Source organism: Streptomyces sp. NPDC060232, from assembly GCF_042726555.1.
In the GTDB taxonomy this organism is placed as follows: Bacteria; Actinomycetota; Actinomycetes; order Streptomycetales; family Streptomycetaceae; genus Streptomyces.
Genome location: NZ_JBHXAG010000034.1, coordinates 1 through 18,000 on the forward strand (window position 1 = coordinate 1; position 18,000 = coordinate 18,000).

An 18,000-nucleotide genomic window follows, 5' to 3' on the forward strand; every position below is an offset into this window, starting at 1 on the left:
CACCCCCCACTCCCGACCCCGACCAGGGACACCACCCCCCAGCCCCGCCGGCGCTTGAGGCGCGACCACCGGCCCGCACCCGCGGAACAGGGGCAACCCCGCAGACGTGGGGCACGTCTCGTCGGACGGGACGGAAACGCGGCCCCGCCGTGACCTTTGTCATCCAGCGAGGCCGATTTTCCCCCGTGATGACGGCATATGACGGAGGCCCGCGCCAAGAACGGCATTCCGTTTGCGGGGCAGGGACCGCTAGGGTCTGCCGGACGAGCGCACCCTCGGGGGGAGGGAAGGAACCGGAAACGATGCCCGTACCCGTACCGCGGCAGAGGGAGACCCCCGCCACGGAGAGCGGTCAGGCCGTTCTGCACACCGCCGCACCGCCTGCCTCCACAGGTGCCGGCGTCGCGCAGGCGACCCCTCAGCCCACCGCCCTGACCCTCCTGGTCATCGAGGACGACCCCGCCGGCGGGCTCACCGTCCCCGAGATCCTCGACACCGACGGCCACCGCATCCGGCTCCGCACCGCCCGCAACCTCACCGAGGCCGAGCGGCTGCTCACCCCCGACGTGCACTGCATCCTGCTCGACCTGTCGCTGCCCGGGACCGGCGCCCGCATCCCGGCCGCCACGGCCGCCACGCCCGCCACGGCCGCGCCGACCGGGCCGGGGTTGGTCACCGCCACCGCCGACCCGCAGCTCGCCGTCCTCCACCAGGTGCTGCGCCTCGCCCCGCGCCATGCCGTCCTCGTCCTCACCGACGAGGACGACGCCGAGCGCGCCGCCGAGGCCGTCCGCGTCGGCGCCCAGGACTTCCTCTTCCGGGACGAGCTGGACGGCCGGCTGCTGAGCCGCGCCATCCGCTACGCCGTGGAGAGAAAACGGGCCGACATCGCCCAGTACAAGCTTGCAGAATCGAAACTGCGCGCCCAGGAGAACGCCCGCCTGGAGCGCGGCCTGCTCCCCACCCCGCTCCTGGAGGGCTCCGATCTGCGCTTCGCCGCCCGCTACCGCCCCGGCCGCAGCCGGGCCCTCCTCGGCGGCGACTTCTACGACACCGTCCGCACCCCCGACGGCACCGTCCACGCCATGATCGGCGACGTCTGCGGCCACGGCCCCGACGAGGCCGCCCTCGGCGTCGAGCTCCGCATCGCCTGGCGCGCCCTGACCCTGGCGGGCCTGTGCGGCGACGACCTGCTGGCCACCCTCCAGGAGGTGCTGGAGGTGGAGCGCCCGTGCGAGGAGATCTTCGCGACGCTGTGCACCGTCGACATCGCCCCGGACGGCCGCCGCGCGGGCCTGTGCCTGGCCGGCCATCCGGCCCCGCTGATCTCCCGGCCGGGCCGCCGCGCGCGGCTCCTCCCGTACGAGAACAGCGGCCCGGCCCTCGGGCTGCTGCCCCGGGCCCGCTGGCCGCGCCGGCAGGTCGAGCTCGGCGGCACCTGGAGCCTGATGCTCTACACCGACGGCCTCATCGAGGGACGGATCGGCGAGGGCAGGGAACGCCTGGGCCAGGACGGCATGGTCGAGATGATCAACCGCCACCTGGACCGCGGTCTGAGCGGCGAGGGGCTGCTGGAGGCATCCGTCACCGAGGCCCGCCGCCTCAACGGCGGCGAGCTCACCGACGACGTCGCCGTGGTCCTGCTCTCCCGCTCCGAGGGCTGACCTCCGCCGAGAACCGCGGCTGCCGGCTACCGTCCGCCGTTGTACGGGCCGTACGGGCCGTCGCTGCTGCTGCCACCGCTGCGGCGGCCGCCGCCCGAGACCTGCTTGAGGGCCGGCCGTACGTCCACGAAGAACACGATGGTCGCCACCAGGCCCGCGATCTGGAGGAAGAGCATCCCCAGGAAGGCGTCCACGAGCACGGTGATCCCGAGGATGACCAGCCAGAAGGTCTTGCTCTGCTTGTCGGCCGCCCGATAGGCGTCGTCCCGCGCCACCAGCGCGAGCCCGAACGCCACGACGGCGAGCACCAGCATGGCGAGCCCGAGAAGCGGGATCACCCCTCGATCGAACCCGTCCATCAACATCGCTTCGACCGCCTTCTCCTGCTCGTACCCGACACTTCCGGTGCCGCCTCACTCCACGCTACCGGCACCCGCCCCTCCATCAACCACAACGGGCCGGGCCCTTGAAGGGTGCCCGGCCCGTGATCGCCCATGCGGGCGTGCCCATGCGGGCGTGCGGGTCAGCTCGCGTCGTCCGCCGCGACGACGGCCTTCTTGGCCGTGGTCTTGCGCGCGGGCTTCTTGGCGGCGGACTGCTCCTCGGCAGCGTCCTCGGCCGCCGGCTCCGCGGCCCGCTCGGGCCGCGGCTCCACGACGACGGCGAAGTCGACGATCTCCTCGGAGACCTCGCCGCGCCAGGCCCGTACGGCCTGCTCACCGTGCTCGGCGACCTTGTCGTAGGTCTCCTTGGCGCGCACCGCGTACTCGGCGGCCACGCCGACACCGCGCAGCGCCAGGTCCTGGGCGCTCTCCCCGATCTTCTTCGGGTCGATCGCGCCGAGCACCTCGGCCACCTTGGCGGTGACCGCGTCCTGTACGGCCTTCGGGTCCGTGTTCTTCACGGCCTCGATGCGCGCGGGAGCCTCGGCGCGCAGCTGCTCGATGAGCTCCGGAACCTTCTTCGCCTGCTGCACGGCGAGATCGGCGGTGCCTGCGGCGAAGTAGAGGGGAGTGGGGTCGGTGAGGGTCTTCTTCAGGTCATCGGCGATGGCCATGTGCTGGTCCTCCCGGATCAACTTCAGTCGGTCTTCGACGGCATATCGTCAGCGGGAACGGCGGGAACTGCGGGAACATCGGGAACGGCGGGCTCGTCGAGCGCGTTCTCCTTGCGGAACGACTCGTAGATCTGGAGCAGCACCTGCTTCTGCCGCTCGTTGATGGACGGGTCGGCGAGTATGGCGGCGCGCGTCTCCACCTCGTCGCGGTCCCGCTCGTCAAGGATCCCGGCCTGCACGTACAGCGTCTCCGCGGAGATCCGCAGCGCCTTGGCCAGCTGCTGCAGGATGTCCGCGCTCGGCTTGCGCAGCCCGCGCTCGATCTGGCTCAGGTACGGATTCGACACCCCAGCGGCGTCGGCCAGCTGCCGCAGCGAGAGCTGCGCCTGCCGCCGTTGCTCACGGAGGTATTCGCCGAGGTTTCCGACGTTGAGCGATGCCATGCTGCAGATCCTGCCCGACGTCGCTAACTTTTGCAAGCAGATGCTTGCAACATCTCCCGCCGCGCCGCCGGATCCGGCCCCGACGGCAGGCCGGCTCAGGAGGTGCCGATCACCACCGTCGCGTACAGCTCCTCCGAGGTGACCGCGCGGACCGCGAGGCCCGCGGAGGTCAGCGCCGAGGCCGTCGACGGGGCCTGGCGCGCACTCGTCTCGATCAGCAGGTGGCCGCCCGGGGCCAGCCAGGGCAGGGCGCCCGCCGCGACCCGGCGGTGGACGTCCAGGCCGTCGGCCCCGCCGTCCAGCGAGACCAGCGGCTCGTGGTCGCGCGCCTCCGACGGCATCAGGCCGATCTCCTCCGTGGGCACGTACGGGGCGTTGACCACCAGCACGTCCACCCGCCCGCGCAGCCCGGCCGGGAGCGCGGCGTACAGGTCGCCCTCCCACACCCGGCCGCCGTACGGAGCCACGTTGCGCCGCGCGTACGCCAGCGCCGCCGGGTCGATGTCGGCCACGTGCAGCTCCACCCCGCCCGGGCACTGCGCCGCGACCGCCGCGCCCAGTGCGCCGACCCCGCAGCACAGGTCCAGCACCACCGCGCCCGGCCGGGTCAGCGCCACCGCCTCCTGCACCAGGAACTCGGTGCGCCTGCGCGGCACGAAGGCCCCCGCGCCCACCTGTACGCGCAGTCCGCAGAACTCCGCCCAGCCCACGACGTGTTCGAGCGGTTCGCCGCCCACCCGGCGGGCCAGCAGCTCCGCCAGGTGCGCGTCGTCCCGGGCGGCGCCGCTCAGCAACTCCGCCTCCTCCTCCGCGAAGACACAGCCGGCCGCACGCAGGGATTCCACAAGTGACGTCACAACCTCAGTCCCCAGTCCTCAGTCCTCAGCCTGCAGTCCTCAACACCCGGTATCCGCTGCCGGGTCGGCGATCTCAGAAGATGTCCGGGCACCACGGACGGCGCGCGGTGCGGAACACCGCGTCCGCCAGCGCGACCGCGCCCGGCCTCTCCTCGGCCACCCGCCCGAGCGCGGCCAGCCGTACCGCGGACGCGTCACCGAGGTACAAGGATCCCAGCACGGACACGTCCAGCCGCAGGTCGGCGGCCTCCTGCGTGCGCTCGCACACGCCCGCCGCCGCGTCCAGCCGGTACCGCCCCGCCGCCGGGCCCGCCTCGTCCGCGACCTCCAGGACGAGCACCCCCGGCACCTCGTACGTCCGCGCACCCAGCGCCCGTACGACGTCCAGCACCCGCACCCACAGGAAGTCCGCGGACGTCACCACCCGCGCCGACCGCGGGTCGGGCAGCAGCTCCGGGAGCAGGTCGTCGGGGGCGCGGTAGCCGGTGCGGACCCTCTGCACCCAGTCGATCGAGCACAGGAACTGCCACAGCGCCCGCTCCGCCTGCGGGGTGAGCGCCAGCAGGTCCCGCACCTGCACGGTGTTCTGCGGGACCTTCGCGTCCGTCCAGTGGTCGTCGGCGGTGTAGACGGCCACGCCGGCCACCTCGCCCCGCGCCGTGCGGTACACGGCGTGGAACTTCTCCTTGTAGGGCCGGTACGACATCTCCTCCAGCCCGGTCGCCACGTTCCACCAGCGCTCGTCGCGGTCCACCGCCCCCGGCACGGCCGCCCGCAGCCGGTCGTGCAGCCCGGGACCCAACCGCCGGAAGTCGGCAGCGTCCACCAGCTCGATCCGCCCGCCGTCCACCGGCGCCGACAGCCGCGGGTCCAGCCCGGTGCGCGGTACGTCGATCTCCCACTCCACGACGGAGGTGGCGGGCCCGAAGCCGTACCGCCCGTAGATCGGGTACTCGGCGGCGATCAGCGTCGCCAGCGCCTCGCCGCGCTCCGCGGCCGCGGCGAACTCGGCCCGCATCATGCGGGTCAGCAGGCCCTGCCGGCGGTGCGTGGGCAGCACGCCCACGTTGGAGATCGCGCTGGAGCGGACGGCCGCGCCGCCGGGCACGGTCAACTCCTGCGCGAAGGAGCGGAAAGCCGCCACGCAGCGGCCCGTGTCGGTGTCGAAGGCGCCCTGCATCCGGGCGAGGTCGTTGTACTTGGCGCGCTGCGCGACATCGGAGTCCGTCACCCGGGTCGCGGTCAGGAAACCGGTGTGGACGGCACGCAGCCAGTCGTGGAGGTCGGATTCGGCGATCGGCCGCACGTCAGCACTCATAACGGCCCACGCTAATCGCCCGACCGGCGCGGGTCGCCCGAATTTCCTTACACCAGCAGGTCGTCCACCTGCGCTTCTCCCTCCCGGTAGCGCCGGGTGATCTCCGCACTGCACTCGTCGACCGTGCGCTGGAGCTGCTGCCGGCGCCGCGAGACCTGCTGCTCGTAGCGCACCAGCCGCCCCATCCCGTCGTGCAGTTCGCCGTCCGTGCGTGCCTCCAGGTCCGACAGCTCGACGTCGGCGAGCATCTCCGCCGCCAGCACCCGGTACTCCTCGCTGTGCGGGGTGCCGAGCGTGACGTGCCGGGCGGAGGCGCTGCGGCTGGAGGGGGCGTCGGCGAGGATCACCGAGAGCCGGTCCACCACCGGCGCCTCGGGGTCGGTCCGCCGCGCCAGTTCGGCGCGCAGGATGTCGATACGGCCCTGCAGCAGTCTGCGCACGTAGCTCAGATCGGCCTCGTCGCGCTGCGCGTCGCGGCGCAGCGCCCGCAGTTCGGGCAGCCCGAGGGCGGTGGCCGGGGCCGCCGGCCCCTGCTCCTGTGTCTCGGCCGTGCGCTGCGCGGGCGGTCGTACCGCGGCAGCTGCGACGCAAGCGGGTGAGGCAGGTACGGAGGTACCAGAAGTATTCATACGAACGAGTCCGTCCCCTCGACCGGTGCGGCGCACCCGCACCGCCTGCGTGCATCGTGCCACTCTCCGTGGCCCTGGTGCAGTCCCACTCCACCCGATCGGCCCCGGACGGGTGCAAGGCTGATACACAGGTGGTATGCGAGCTGTGGTGCAGAGGGTGGACGGCGCGAGCGTCGTCGTGGACGGCGAGACCGTGGGCGAGATCGTCGGCGAGGGGCTGTGCGTGCTGGTGGGGGTGACCCACGACGACACGCCGGAGAAGGCGGCGGTTCTGGCCCGCAAGCTGTGGTCCGTGCGGATCCTGGAGGGCGAGAAGTCCTGCAGCGACAACGGCGCACCGCTGCTGGTGATCTCCCAGTTCACGCTCTACGGCGACGCCCGCAAGGGGCGGCGCCCCACGTGGAACGCGGCGGCGCCCGGCCCGGTCGCCGAGCCGCTGGTCGACGAGGTCGTAGCCCAGCTGCGCGCGTTGGGCGCGACGGTGGCGACGGGCCGCTTCGGGGCGGACATGCGGGTGTCGCTGACCAACCACGGCCCGTTCACCATCGTCGTCGACGTGTAGGTCGCCAGGCGCGGCGCGTCAGGGCGCTACGACGACCTCCTGCGCGGCGGCCGTCCCGCCCACCAGCAACGGCGCGTCGACCGGGACGTTCCGCTTGACCAGGGCGAGCGCGATCGGGCCCAGCTCGTGGTGGCGGACGGCGGTGGTCACGAAGCCCAGCTGGCGGCCCTCCTCGCCGTCCGCGGCGAGCCGTACCGGGGCTCCGTGGGCCGGGAGGACCACCTCCGAGCCGTCCAGGTGCAGGAAGACCAGGCGGCGCGGGGGCTTGCCGAGGTTGTGGACGCGGGCGACCGTCTCCTGGCCGCGGTAGCAGCCCTTCTGCAGGTGCACGGCGGTGCCGATCCAGCCCAGCTCGTGCGGGATGGTGCGGTGGTCGGTCTCCAGGCCGACCCGCGGCCGGTGCCCCTCGACGCGCAGGGCCTCGTAGGCGAGGAGGCCGGCGGCCGGGCCGTGCGCGGCGGCGAAGGCCTCCAGCTCGGTGCGGGGCAGGAAGACGTCACGGCCGTACGCGGTCTCGCGTACGACGAGCTCCTTGGCGACCTCGGCGATGGAGCCGGCCGGCAGGTGCACGACCGCGAACTCCTCGGTGCGGTCGGCGACTTCGACGCGGTAGAAGAACTTCATCGACTCCAGGTAGGCGATCAGCTCGCCCTGGGTGCCGGGCTCCACGTGCGCCCAGGTGGTCTCGCCGTCGTCGACGAGGTAGAGCGCGTGCTCGATGTGGCCGTTGGCGGAGAGGATCAGCGCCTCGGTGGCCTGCCCGGCCGGGAGCTCGGTGACGTGCTGGGTGATCAGCAGGTGCAGCCAGCTCAGCCGCTCCGGTCCGGTGACGGAGACGACCCCGCGGTGCGAGAGGTCGACGAAGCCGCGGCCGTCCGCGAGGGCGCGCTGTTCGCCGTACAGCTCGCCGTAGTGGGCGGCGACGCCCTCGTCGCGGCCTTCGGCCGGGACGGCGCCGGGAAGATGGAGCAAGGGGCTGCTGGTCATGCGACCAAGCCTACGACCCGGCTACGCGGAGGCGGCACCCTGTCCGGCGGCGCACTTCTTGCACAGCCCGAAGATCGCGAAGTGCTTCATGTCGGTCTCGAAACCGAAGGTCGTACGGAGCTTCGCGGTGAACTCGGCGGCGATGTCCACGTCCGCCTCGATGACGTCGCCGCAGTCGCGGCAGACCAGGTGGATGTGGTGGTGCCGGTCGGCCAGGTGGTAGGTGGGGGCCCCGTGCCCGAGGTGGGCGTGCGAGACCAGGCCGAGCTCCTCCAGGAGCTCCAGCGTCCGGTAGACGGTGGAGATGTTGACCCCCGAGGCCGTCTTGCGCACTTCCACGAGGATCTCGTCCGGCGTGGCGTGCTCCAGCGCGTCGACGGCTTCCAGCACGAGCTGGCGCTGCGGGGTCAGCCGGTACCCGCGCTTGCGCAGGTCGGCTTTCCAGTCGGCGCCCGGGGTTCCTTCGGTGCTCTCGGTGCTCACCACCCCGCCAGTGTATGTGTGCGAAGGGGACCGCGGTCGAGCCCGCGGTCCCCTTTCCTGCACAGCCTGTGGAGGTCTGCGCTCAGCGGAAGAAGGCGATGCCGTCGTCCGGCATGTCCGGGAGGTTGCGCGCCATCTCGGCGACCTCCTCGGGCGTGACGACCTTCTTGAGCTGGGCCGACATGTAGGGGCGCAGCTCGACCTCCGGGGTGGCCTTCTCGCCGACCCACATCAGGTCGCTCTTGACGTATCCGTAGAGCCGCTTGCCGCCGCTGTACGGGCCGGAGGCCGCGGTGCGGGCGACCGCGTCGGTGACCAGGTCGATCTGGGGCTTCTGGTCGGCGAGCTCGCCGTACCAGACCTCGACGACGCCCTGGTCGCGGACCATGACGATCTCGACCTTGCGGTCCTTGTCGATGCGCCAGTATCCCGCCTCGGACTCCAGCGGCCGCACCTTGCCGCCCTCGGCGTCGAGGACCCAGGTGTGGGAGGTGTAGTGCAGGAAGTCCCGGCCGTCGTGGCTGAAGACGACCTCCTGGCCGAAGTTGCACTTCTCCTCACCGGGGAAGTCGAAGACTCCCGCACCCTCCCAGTTGCCGAGGAGGAAGGCGAGGGGGACGAGGCCCGGGTTCAGGTCGGACGGGATCTGGATCATGAATGGCTGCTCAGGCGATCTGTGGGAGGGGTTCCGGGGCGGTCAGCTGAGCCGCTGCTCAGCGCTGACCCTGGTACAGCTTCTTGACGGCCAGGCCGGTGAAGGCCATGACGCCGACGCAGACCAGGACCAGCAGGGAGGTGAAGACTGCCTCAAGCACGGGGTGCTCCTCGGAATCGTTTCGGGGCTGTACGGGGCCGGTCCCCAAGCCTACTGGCCCGGGGACCGGCGCACGGTGTGAGGTGGGCCGTACGGCGCCCGCCCGCTGGTCAGCTCAGCAGCTGGCTCTGCAGGATCACCGTCTGGTGGAAGGGGACGGGCGCCACCTCGCCCTTGCGGGTCTGGATGACCATGCCCAGGACGTCACCCGTCCGGAGGCAGCCGACCTTGGTCTGCTCGTCGCCGAGGACGGGCTTGACCTCCTGGTACACGCTGAGGTCGGTGCCGTCGAAGTTGGCGGCCCCGGGGAAGTCCAGCGCGGTGCTGTTCATCTGCGTGTTCTTGGCCTTGCTCCAGAGGTCGTCCAGGTCGAGGGCCGAGACTCCGGCCAGCTGGGCGTTGCTGTCGCAGCCCTTGAAGGCGTCCACGAAGCCCGACGAGTGGAAGCGCAGCAGGTAGACGTGCGTACGTGTGCCGTCCGCCGTCGTCCAGCCCCGGCCGGCGATCTGCCGAAGCCCGTCCCATTCCAGGGACGCCTTGAGCTTCTCGCGGGCGTCGGGCGCGTACTCCTCCAGGAAGGAGTCGACCGGTACCGCCCCGTCCTTGTCCGCCTTGACCGCGTCGTCCGCCTTGGCGCCCTGGGGAGCGGGCAGGAGCAGGCCGGCGAGCGGCGCGTAGTGCGTGCCGTCCTTGTTGTCCGGGCCCTGGGGCAGGGGGGCGCCCGCGGGCAGCGCGGGCTGGGAGAGCTCCGGGTACGTCCAGCGGCCGTCACCCTCGGTGGACAGGCCGGGGACGTCGGTGCGCTCCGCCGCCGTGATCCCGTACGCGGTGCCCGCGCCGACCGCGGCGAAGACGGCGACGGCGGCGGTCCAGCGCAGGGCGGCGGCCAGCGCCCGCCGGTCCTTGGGCGGGGCCGGCGGGGCGGCCCAGGGGCCGGCCTCGGGCGCGGCCTGCGGGACGGGCGCGGACGCGGTCTCGACGACGGGCGCGGGCGCGGTCTCGGGCACGGCCTGGGGGGCGGCCGGGGGGACGGGCGCGGGTGCCGGCGCCGCTTCGGGCTCGGCCTCGGGCGCGGGCGCGGTCACCGCCTCGGGCTCGGCCTCGGGCGCGGTCACCGCCTCGGGCTCGGCCTCGGGGGTGGTGGTGTTCTGCTCGCTCACGCGGACTCCCCGGGGGACTTGAGGTGGTCGAGTTGCTGCTTGAAGAGGCTCGCGGCGTCCTTCACCGCGAATCCCTTGCTCCCGTACATGCGGAAGGTGACGAGGACGTCCCCTTCGACGGCCACGCAGTCGAGGGCGTCGATCTTCTCCTTGCCGTCCTTCCCGCCGGTGAGCGAGTCGTCCAGCCCGCACTTGGCCTGCGGATAGCCCTCCACCTGGGGCGCCTGGCCGCCGCCGGTGAGCTCGATGAGCTTCTTGGTGAACTCACCGAACTTGGCGAGCTGCTGCGGATCGGCCTGGATGATCCGGATCTCGGCGACGGCGGCGCCGTAGCCTTCGCCGCGTGCGTAGCTGCGCCCGGCCATGCCCTTGAGCTTCAGGTCCGCCAGCGACTTGTCCCGCTCGGCGCGCTCGCTGCTGGAGAGGCCCGTACGGGCGCCCTTGAAGCTCTGCAGCGCCTTGTCGCTCGGAAGGAAGTAGTGGTTGCCCTCGGGGTCGATGTCGGGGCCGGGCCAGTAGTCGGCGGGCAGCGGCATCAGCTTGCCCGTCAGGTCGTTCGGCGGCACGGACGGCACCGGGGCCTGCGTACCGCCGGTCGTGTGGTCCTCGGCCAGCCAGTACCGCGTCGGGGAGGTCCGGTCGGCATCCGCGAGCACGGCAGCGCCGGCGACACCGGCGCCCACGAGGACGACGACGCCCACGGCCGCCGCCACCACGGCGAGTGTCCTGCGGTTCGTCTTACGCGCGGGCTCGGCCGCGGGCGCAGGCTCGGGCGTGGCCACGGGCTCGGGTGCGGGCGTGGCCGTGGCCGTGGGCTCGGGCGTGGCCACGGGCTCGGGTGCGGGCGCCGACTCGGGCCCGGTTGCGTTCTGCTGCTCGCTCACAGCCGCTCCATCTGTCGCTTGGCCAGCTCGACCAGGGCCTTCTCGTCGACCTCGCCGCGGTTGTTCGTGTACTCGACGCTCATCACGATGTCGCCGCGGCGGACCAGGGCACGGCCCTGCCGGAGCGGGTGGTATCCGGGCTCCGTACGCGCCTTGGAGTCGATCCACAGGTGGCCGAAGTCCGCCGGGACACCCGGGAGGTCCTTGCCCGCGTTGCCCGCACGGTCCTTGTCGGGCATGTAGCTGACGGTGTCCGTGTAGAAGTCGTCGGCTCCGCCGCGGTCACTGAACTGGAGCAGGTTGATCTCGATGTAGTTCCGGTCGTTCTCGGACCACCGGGCGGTGGCGAGGCGCTTGCCCCGCCTGATGAGCGAGCCGACCGCCTCGGAGGGCTCCAGGAAGTACTCCGCCGAGAACGAGTCCGCGGAGACGGGCCCCGAGAAGCTGTCCTGTGCGCCGCCGGGGAGGTCCACCAGCTTCTTGGCCAGGTCCTCGTCCGCCTTGTGCCAGCGGTTGGCGTTGATCGAGCGGCGGCTCGTCGCATCGTTCATGGCCGCGGGCTTGGGCCCGGCCATCTTCTGCTGGGCCAGCGGCGGCAGCGCCGTGGGCTGGCGCTGGTACTGGACCGCGTAGCCGGTGACCGTGCCGGCGAGGACGCCGAGCACGGCCGCGCCCGCGATCAGGAGGGTCGTGCGGCCCATCCGGCGGCGGGGGGCCGAAGCGCCCGATTCCGGTACACTTTCCTCCCCTTTCCGCTGCTCAGGGATGGTCTGTTCGTGTTCCAACACTGTCCCCCACAAAACCGAAAAGCGCGGGCTGGTTACCCGCGCGTACCCCATGACCCGTAGCGGTGGGGAGCAGTTGTACGAGGGAAGATCACGTTCTCGTCTCGCAGGGTTTCAGTCCTCGCGGCGCCGCTTTCCGTCCAGTTCGTCCCACCACTCGTCGGACTTCGGGTCGCCCGAGGGGTCGTCCCACCAGCGGTCGTCCGGGCCGCGCCGGTTCGCGATCACCGCGGCGACGGGCGGGATGACCATGGCGACCACACACATGGCCACCGCCGCCTCGACCGACCACAGGCGCACGAAGGACCAGGCGGAGACGAAGAGGAACAGGCATCCGCCCATCAGCAGGAAGTAGGCGCGCCGGCGCCGGGCGTACATGCCTCCAGCGTAGAACCGCGCGCGCACGGCGCGAAGGGCCGCACCCCGTTCCAGTGGCGTCCAACCCCCGGGGGTGCGGCCCTTCGGCCGTTCGATCAGGCGATCACATAAGCGGTGCTCAGACCGCGATCGCCACGTCCGTCACGCCGCCGGCCTCGGCGACCACGACGGCACGGTCCGCCTGGGCGCCCGGGACGAGCGCGCGCAGCGTCCAGGTGCCGGTGGCGGCGTAGAAGCGGAACTGGCCGGTGGCCGAGGTCGGGACCTCGGCGGTGAACTCGCCGGTCGAGTCCAGCAGCCGCACGTAACCGCTGACGGGCTCGCCGTCCTTGGTCACCTGGCCCTGGATCGCGGTCTCACCGGGCTTGAGGGTCGCGAGGTCGGGCCCGCCGATCTGTGCTCCACACATGTTCTCTGTCCTGTCCTGGAGGGGTCGTACTACGAGGGCGTCGCGTGCCCGGGGAGGATTACTTGTTGGGGCCGAGCTCGATCGGCACGCCGACCAGCGAGCCGTACTCGGTCCACGAGCCGTCGTAGTTCTTGACGTTCTCCTGGCCCAGGAGCTCGTGCAGCACGAACCACGTGAGCGCGGAGCGCTCACCGATGCGGCAGTAGGCGATGGTGTCCTTCGCCAGATCGACCTGCTCGGCCTCGTAGAGCGCCTTGAGCTCGTCGTCCGACTTGAAGGTGCCGTCGTCGTTGGCGTTCTTCGACCACGGGATGTTGCGGGCGCTCGGCACGTGGCCGGGGCGCTGCGACTGCTCCTGCGGGAGGTGCGCCGGGGCGAGCAGCTTGCCCGAGAACTCGTCGGGGGAGCGTACGTCCACCAGGTTCAGGGAGCCGATCGCGGCCACGACGTCGTCGCGGAAGGCACGGATCGAGGTGTCCTGGGCCTTGGCCTTGTACTCGGTGGCCGGGCGGTTGGGGACGTCCTTGCCGTCGACCAGGTCGCGGGAGTCGAGCTCCCACTTCTTGCGGCCGCCGTCGAGGAGCTTGACGTCCTGGTGGCCGTAGAGCTTGAAGTACCAGTAGGCGTAGGAGGCGAACCAGTTGTTGTTGCCGCCGTAGAGGACGACGGTGTCGTCGTTGGAGATGCCCTTGGCGGAGAGGAGCTTCTCGAAGCCCTCCTGGTCCACGAAGTCACGGCGCACCGGGTCCTGGAGGTCGCTCCTCCAGTCGATCCGGACGGCGTTGGTGATGTGGTTCTTGTCGTAGGCGGACGTGTCCTCGTCCACCTCGACGATGACGACGTCGGCGTCGTTCAGGTGGGCCTCGACCCAGTCGGCGTCTACGAGGACGTCGCTGCGGCTCATGGTGTTCTCCTCCGGGGCAGTGTGCGGCGGGGCGGTGCGGGTTGCGCTGTGCTGCGTGCCTGCGGGTGCGCTCGGTCTCCTGCGCGGGGAGGCGTCAGGGGTCAGGAGGCAGGTGCGGTCACGCGGGGAAGGGCCGTTGGGGCCGTCGTCCGGCTGATGGAGCGGTTGCGCTCACACGTCACATGGATCGACAGAGCATGGCGGCGACGCGACACAGGTCTACTGCCCGTCGCTTCGTGAGGTCCGCCTGCTGATGCTTCATAGCCATGGATCGTAGGGACGAATCAGCCGCCCTGTCACCGGTGTGTCATATTTCGAGACAGGATCGTCCGCATGATGGGATGCGAGGCCCCGTTCCGGGCGCTCCGGCGCCCGTCCGGCCCGCCCTGCGGCCCGTCCTTCTGCGGATCGGACCGCTCCGTCTCACGATCCGGCCATCACCACGTTCGAGCCGCCCAGGGTGAGGTGTACACCGGCCTCGTCCGAGGTCAGCGTCGAGAGCTGGAGCCCGGCGGGGAGGCCGGTGCCGAGGTCGCGGTCGAAGTCGGTCCGCTTGCGCACCTGGCGCTCCAGCCCGGGGACGCCCTCGCCCGGCACCTCTTCGGCGTGCACCCGCACGATCTTGCCGCCCTTGGAGTCCGGCGCGTCCACGAGCGTGATCGTCGAGATCACGCTGCGCGACAGCGTCCTGCCGAGGATGTCCACCGACGCGGTGACCTTCACCTTGCCGGGCGCGCCGCCGTACGAGAGGGTCGCGCCGGTCTGGGAGGCCGCGGTCAGGTCGGCGTAGGTGATGAGCGCGGTGCCGGTGGCCCGCTCGGCCGTGCCGCCGCTGTAGTCACCGTTCAGCTTCACGCCGTGGAAGCTGGCGTCGAGCTCGGCGAGCCGCGTCTTGCGGCCGTCCGCCATGACCTCGACGCCCCGGAGTCCGAGGTCGACCCGGTCCAGGTCGTGGCTGAGCGCCTGGGTGAGGAAGGGGAACCCGTGGATCTCCACCTCGGCGGTGCCGGCCAACCCCTGGCGGGCCTGTATCCGCTCGGCCAGCCGGTTCTCGGCATAGCCGGCCGCCCACCGGTCCACTCCTGCGAACAGGCCCGCCAGTACCACTGCGACGATCACTACGACACGCAGAACCCGCACGCGCCCTCCCCCTGCTCATCAGTACGTGCGTTCTAGTTGACCATGCTCCGTGTCGGACGGGTGTCAGCCCACCACCCGCCCGATCAGGTAGACGGCGGGAGCGGCGGCCGCGAGCGGCAGCGCGACACCGGCCGTCATGTGCACGAACTTCGACGGGTAGTCGTACGCCGCCACGCGCAGCCCGACCAGCGCGCACACCCCGGCGGCCAGGCCGAGCAGCGCCCCGCCCACGCCGACGGAGGTGAGCCCGCCCACAGCGACGCCCGCGCCGGCGGCCGAGGCCAGCGAGACGCCGACCGAGGCGGCGGTGGGGAGCGGCAGCGCGCGGACGAAGACGGCGACCGCGACGGCGGCGGCGCCGACCGTGACGGCGGCGGTGTCGGCGGCCAGGTAGCCGGCGCAGATGACGGCGAGGGCGGCCGAGGCCACCGAGGCCATCAGCCCGTACATCCGCTCGTCGGGGTCCGCGTGGCTGCGCAGCTGGAGGACGAGGGTGAGCAGGACCCAGGCGCCGAGGGTGCCGACGATCGCGGCGGCCCCGTACACGTCCTCCACCGCGAGCACGGCCGCGTCCGCGACCAGGGCTCCGGCGAAGGCGAGGGCGATGCCCTGCCGGGCGGGCCACATGCCGTTGAGGCGGAACCAGCCGGCCGCGGTGAGGCCCTGGAGGGCGATCAGCGGCACGAGCAGGGCGAACGGCCCGAGGACGGCGGCCAGGGAGAGCAGCAGGCCGAGGGCGGCGGTCAGTATGGCCGACTGGGGGCCGGGGTCGATGATCGGCGACCGGCCCTCGGCACGGGCCTGGGCCGGGTCGACGGCGCGCAGGGTGTTCCCGCCGACGGTGGGCGGGGACCAGTCGGCGGCGGCCTCCGGAGCCTCGGCGGCGTTCCCGGCCGGAGCCCGGTCCGCAGCCGGAGCCGGGTCGGCGGCCGCCTGGGGCGGGAGGTAGGCGGTCTGCTCGGCGTCGGCCGGGTGGGGCCCGCGCTGCGGCTCGGGACCGGGGTACGGCGGCAGGTAGGCGGTCTGCTCCGCGGCGGCCGGGTGGGGCCCGCGCTGCGGCTCGGGACCGGGGTACGGCGGCAGGTAGGCGGTCTGCTCCGCGGCGCCGCCCTGCTCCTGCCCGGGACCCGGGTACGGCGGCAGATACGCCGTCTCGGCCGCCGAGACGGCCGTCCCGGCCCCCTGCGACCAGTCCTGCACCGGAGCGGGCGCGGCCGGAGCGGAAGCCTCGTCGCGGAACCAGCCCTCCGGAGCCACGGCCTGCTGCGCCGGGCCGGGGAACGGCGGCAGGTAGGCGGTCTGCTCCGCGGCGCCGCCCTGCTCCTGCCCGGGACCCGGGTACGGCGGCAGATACGCCGTCTCGGCCGCCGGGACGGCCGCCCCGGCCCCGTGCGACCAGTCCTGCACCGGAGCGGGCGCGGCCGGAGCGGAAGCCTCGTCGCGGAACCAGCTCTGCGGAGCCAGCCCCTGCGGCTCCGGGCCGGTGGCCGACCCCCAGGCGGGCCCCTCGGCCGGAACCTGCGCCTGGGGCTGGGCCTGGTACGACGGGTAGGCCTCGGCGTGGCCGGTCACGGCCTGCGCAGCCGGCCCGGCGGCGGAGCCGTCCGGCCACGGCACTCCCGCACCGCCGGCGGGAGCCTGGGCCGCGGCCCCGTCCCGGAACCAGCCCTCGGGCGCGACGGGCTGCCCCGGCACCGCGCCCAGCGGCGGGTGCACCGGCTGGTACCCGGTGTCCCAGGTGTCGGCCTGCCAGGTCTGGGTCCCGTACGGATCCTGCTGCTGCGGCGACTGCTGCTGTGGATGCGACTGCTGCTGTGACTGCTGCTGCGCGTACTGCCGGCGCTGCTGTTCCTCAGGCGTGCTCATCGGCTCCCGCTCACCCGCCCGCGAACGGCGGGAGCACCTCGACGGTGCCCCCCTCGGTCAGCGGTACGCAATCGTGCGGGCGCTTGCCCACAGGTTCTTCGTTCACGAGGAAGGAGCAGCGCAGCAGGACCCGGGTCAGCTCCCCGGGGTGGCGTTCCCGCACGCCGTCGAGCGCCTCGGCGAGTGTCCGCGCCGAGTACGGCTCCTCCGCAGTCCCGGCCGCGGCCTTGGCCGCCGCCCAGTAGCGGATGGTTCCGGTTGCCACTGCAGCTCCTATCGTCGGCTCTCTACCGTCGGCCTCCATGATGGCCCCTCGCGCCACCGCCCCCGGTGTGCCCCGACGCGCCGGGTGTGCGCCCGGGCCGGCGAGCGCGGCCGACGCGCACGCCTCCGATCCGGTGAAAACGGTGCATACGCAGGGCGGAAACGTGGCAGGAGGGTGGCAGGAACCACAGAAGAGGAAACAGAAGAGCCTCGGCCCCGCAACGGCGGGTGGGCTATTCTGCTGGCGAGAGGATCCGGGCAATGTGGCCCCCGGGTCCTTTTGTGCTTTCAGCACGTTGAACGAACCGAGAACAGTGGTATCCGAGCGGACTCCCGGGGCGCGGGGCCGTGAGGGCACCAGGCGACACGTACGAAGCAGTACCGCGCACGTCCTCGACGGGACCGAGGAGGAACCGACGTGATGGACCAGCGATCCGTGCACCACCGTCCGGCCCGGGCAGGTGGTCGGTCATGAGCTCGCTCCTGCTGCTCACCAACGCCCTGCAGCCGTCCACCGAAGTGCTGCCCGCACTCGGCCTGCTGCTGCACAACGTCCGGGTGGCGCCGGCCGAGGGCCCCGCCCTCGTGGACACCCCCGGCGCCGATGTGATCCTCGTCGACGGCCGCCGCGACCTGCCCCAGGTCCGGTCGCTGTGCCAGCTGCTTCGCTCCACCGGCCCCGGCTGCCCGCTGATCCTCGTCGTCACCGAGGGCGGCCTGGCGGCCGTCACCGCCGACTGGGGCATCGACGACGTCCTCCTGGACACCGCCGGTCCCGCCGAGGTCGAGGCGCGCCTGCGGCTGGCCACGGGCCGCCAGCAGCTCGGCTCGGACGACTCCCCCATGGAGATCCGCAACGGCGACCTGTCGGTGGACGAGGCGACGTACTCCGCCAAGCTCAAGGGGCGGGTGCTGGACCTCACCTTCAAGGAGTTCGAGCTGCTCAAGTACCTCGCGCAGCACCCGGGCCGGGTCTTCACCCGCGCCCAGCTGCTCCAGGAGGTCTGGGGCTACGACTACTTCGGCGGCACCCGGACGGTCGACGTGCACGTACGGCGGCTTCGGGCGAAACTCGGCCCCGAGCACGAGTCGCTGATCGGCACGGTCCGCAACGTCGGCTACCGCTTCGTCACGCCGGAGAAGGTCGAGCGGGCGGCGGCGGAGGCCGCGGCGCAGGCGGCGGCCAAGGTCGCCGCGGAGGCCGCCTCGGAGGGGTCCGTCCAGGCGTCGGGGGCCGCCACCCGGTCGGCCTAGGGTCTGTATCGAGTTGCCCCGTGGAGCAAGGAGCGGCGTTCGGTGCGTGCCCTCGGCGTGCGGGACGAATGTCCTCGTAGCGGAGCTACCAGGACATGTGGCTCGTGCGCCGAGGGTGCGTGTCGGGCGTCGCGACGCCGCG

22 protein-coding genes are annotated in these 18,000 nt (G+C 72.5%); 3 read left to right on the top strand and 19 right to left on the bottom strand.

Features of this window, described 5'->3' with window-relative positions:
* Positions 1–302: 302 nt before the first annotated feature.
* Positions 303–1,664, top strand: a complete 1,362-nt coding sequence (locus ACFWFZ_RS31740) for a PP2C family protein-serine/threonine phosphatase (RefSeq protein ID WP_387126998.1) — start codon at positions 303–305, stop codon at positions 1,662–1,664.
* A 26-nt stretch (positions 1,665–1,690) separates the two neighbouring features.
* Here the strand turns inward: ACFWFZ_RS31740 and ACFWFZ_RS31745 are convergent, their stop codons facing one another.
* From ACFWFZ_RS31745 to ACFWFZ_RS31770, 6 genes are all read right to left on the bottom strand, one after another.
* Positions 1,691–2,029, bottom strand: coding sequence for a DUF2516 family protein (locus ACFWFZ_RS31745; protein ID WP_387127000.1), 339 nt, complete (start codon positions 2,027–2,029; stop codon positions 1,691–1,693).
* 158 nt (positions 2,030–2,187) lie between these two features.
* Positions 2,188–2,721, bottom strand: a complete 534-nt coding sequence (locus ACFWFZ_RS31750; protein ID WP_387127002.1) for a hypothetical protein — start codon at positions 2,719–2,721, stop codon at positions 2,188–2,190.
* Between the two features lie 23 nt (positions 2,722–2,744).
* Positions 2,745–3,164 (bottom strand): helix-turn-helix domain-containing protein, encoded by a 420-nt coding sequence (locus tag ACFWFZ_RS31755; RefSeq protein ID WP_387127004.1) that lies wholly within the window; start codon positions 3,162–3,164, stop codon positions 2,745–2,747.
* A gap of 95 nt (positions 3,165–3,259) precedes the next feature.
* Positions 3,260–4,021: a putative protein N(5)-glutamine methyltransferase gene (locus ACFWFZ_RS31760; protein ID WP_387127006.1), complete on the bottom strand. Its 762-nt coding sequence runs from the start codon at positions 4,019–4,021 to the stop codon at positions 3,260–3,262.
* Positions 4,022–4,094: 73 nt separating this feature from the next.
* Positions 4,095–5,339 carry a GNAT family N-acetyltransferase gene (locus ACFWFZ_RS31765; RefSeq protein WP_387127008.1) on the bottom strand — a complete coding sequence of 415 codons (1,245 nt, stop codon included), beginning with the start codon at positions 5,337–5,339 and terminating at the stop codon, positions 4,095–4,097.
* Positions 5,340–5,386: 47 nt separating this feature from the next.
* Positions 5,387–5,968 carry an AmfC protein gene (locus ACFWFZ_RS31770; RefSeq protein WP_387127010.1) on the bottom strand — a complete coding sequence of 194 codons (582 nt, stop codon included), beginning with the start codon at positions 5,966–5,968 and terminating at the stop codon, positions 5,387–5,389.
* Between the two features lie 136 nt (positions 5,969–6,104).
* Here ACFWFZ_RS31770 and dtd point away from each other — a divergent pair, with 136 nt between their 5' ends.
* Entirely contained in the window at positions 6,105–6,530 is a 426-nt protein-coding gene (gene dtd / locus ACFWFZ_RS31775; protein WP_387127012.1) for a D-aminoacyl-tRNA deacylase, read from the top strand.
* An 18-nt stretch (positions 6,531–6,548) separates the two neighbouring features.
* Here the strand turns inward: dtd and ACFWFZ_RS31780 are convergent, their stop codons facing one another.
* The 13 genes from ACFWFZ_RS31780 to ACFWFZ_RS31840 all read right to left on the bottom strand — a co-directional run bounded on the left by ACFWFZ_RS31780 (position 6,549) and on the right by ACFWFZ_RS31840 (position 16,605).
* On the bottom strand, positions 6,549–7,517 hold the full coding sequence (locus tag ACFWFZ_RS31780) for a YgfZ/GcvT domain-containing protein (RefSeq protein ID WP_387127014.1): 969 nt from the start codon (positions 7,515–7,517) through the stop codon (positions 6,549–6,551).
* A gap of 21 nt (positions 7,518–7,538) precedes the next feature.
* Positions 7,539–8,003, bottom strand: coding sequence for a Fur family transcriptional regulator (locus ACFWFZ_RS31785; RefSeq protein ID WP_387127016.1), 465 nt, complete (start codon positions 8,001–8,003; stop codon positions 7,539–7,541).
* A 79-nt stretch (positions 8,004–8,082) separates the two neighbouring features.
* Positions 8,083–8,655 carry an FABP family protein gene (locus ACFWFZ_RS31790; protein WP_387127018.1) on the bottom strand — a complete coding sequence of 191 codons (573 nt, stop codon included), beginning with the start codon at positions 8,653–8,655 and terminating at the stop codon, positions 8,083–8,085.
* Between the two features lie 269 nt (positions 8,656–8,924).
* Complete coding sequence (locus ACFWFZ_RS31795; RefSeq protein WP_387127020.1) at positions 8,925–9,974, bottom strand: hypothetical protein; 1,050 nt, start codon at positions 9,972–9,974, stop codon at positions 8,925–8,927.
* Positions 9,971–10,858, bottom strand: a complete 888-nt coding sequence (locus ACFWFZ_RS31800) for a hypothetical protein (protein ID WP_387127022.1) — start codon at positions 10,856–10,858, stop codon at positions 9,971–9,973. Before ACFWFZ_RS31800 ends, ACFWFZ_RS31795 begins: the two co-directional genes overlap by 4 nt.
* Positions 10,855–11,559, bottom strand: coding sequence for a hypothetical protein (locus ACFWFZ_RS31805; RefSeq protein WP_387127024.1), 705 nt, complete (start codon positions 11,557–11,559; stop codon positions 10,855–10,857). Before ACFWFZ_RS31805 ends, ACFWFZ_RS31800 begins: the two co-directional genes overlap by 4 nt.
* Positions 11,560–11,757: 198 nt before the next feature.
* Complete coding sequence (locus tag ACFWFZ_RS31810) at positions 11,758–12,021, bottom strand: DUF3099 domain-containing protein (RefSeq protein WP_387127026.1); 264 nt, start codon at positions 12,019–12,021, stop codon at positions 11,758–11,760.
* A gap of 118 nt (positions 12,022–12,139) precedes the next feature.
* Complete coding sequence (locus ACFWFZ_RS31815; protein ID WP_327284077.1) at positions 12,140–12,430, bottom strand: DUF1416 domain-containing protein; 291 nt, start codon at positions 12,428–12,430, stop codon at positions 12,140–12,142.
* 58 nt (positions 12,431–12,488) lie between these two features.
* Positions 12,489–13,334 carry a sulfurtransferase gene (locus ACFWFZ_RS31820; RefSeq protein WP_387127028.1) on the bottom strand — a complete coding sequence of 282 codons (846 nt, stop codon included), beginning with the start codon at positions 13,332–13,334 and terminating at the stop codon, positions 12,489–12,491.
* Positions 13,335–13,512: 178 nt separating this feature from the next.
* Entirely contained in the window at positions 13,513–13,602 is a 90-nt protein-coding gene (locus tag ACFWFZ_RS31825; RefSeq protein WP_350875872.1) for an Ms5788A family Cys-rich leader peptide, read from the bottom strand.
* A gap of 155 nt (positions 13,603–13,757) precedes the next feature.
* Positions 13,758–14,474 (bottom strand): DUF2993 domain-containing protein, encoded by a 717-nt coding sequence (locus ACFWFZ_RS31830; protein ID WP_387127030.1) that lies wholly within the window; start codon positions 14,472–14,474, stop codon positions 13,758–13,760.
* A gap of 63 nt (positions 14,475–14,537) precedes the next feature.
* Positions 14,538–15,764, bottom strand: coding sequence for a hypothetical protein (locus ACFWFZ_RS31835; RefSeq protein ID WP_387127115.1), 1,227 nt, complete (start codon positions 15,762–15,764; stop codon positions 14,538–14,540).
* A gap of 586 nt (positions 15,765–16,350) precedes the next feature.
* Positions 16,351–16,605 carry a MoaD/ThiS family protein gene (locus tag ACFWFZ_RS31840; protein ID WP_030030863.1) on the bottom strand — a complete coding sequence of 85 codons (255 nt, stop codon included), beginning with the start codon at positions 16,603–16,605 and terminating at the stop codon, positions 16,351–16,353.
* A 470-nt stretch (positions 16,606–17,075) separates the two neighbouring features.
* Between ACFWFZ_RS31840 and ACFWFZ_RS31845 the strand changes: the two genes are divergently transcribed.
* Complete coding sequence (locus tag ACFWFZ_RS31845; RefSeq protein WP_387127033.1) at positions 17,076–17,858, top strand: response regulator transcription factor; 783 nt, start codon at positions 17,076–17,078, stop codon at positions 17,856–17,858.
* The last annotated feature ends 142 nt before the right edge of the window (positions 17,859–18,000 follow it).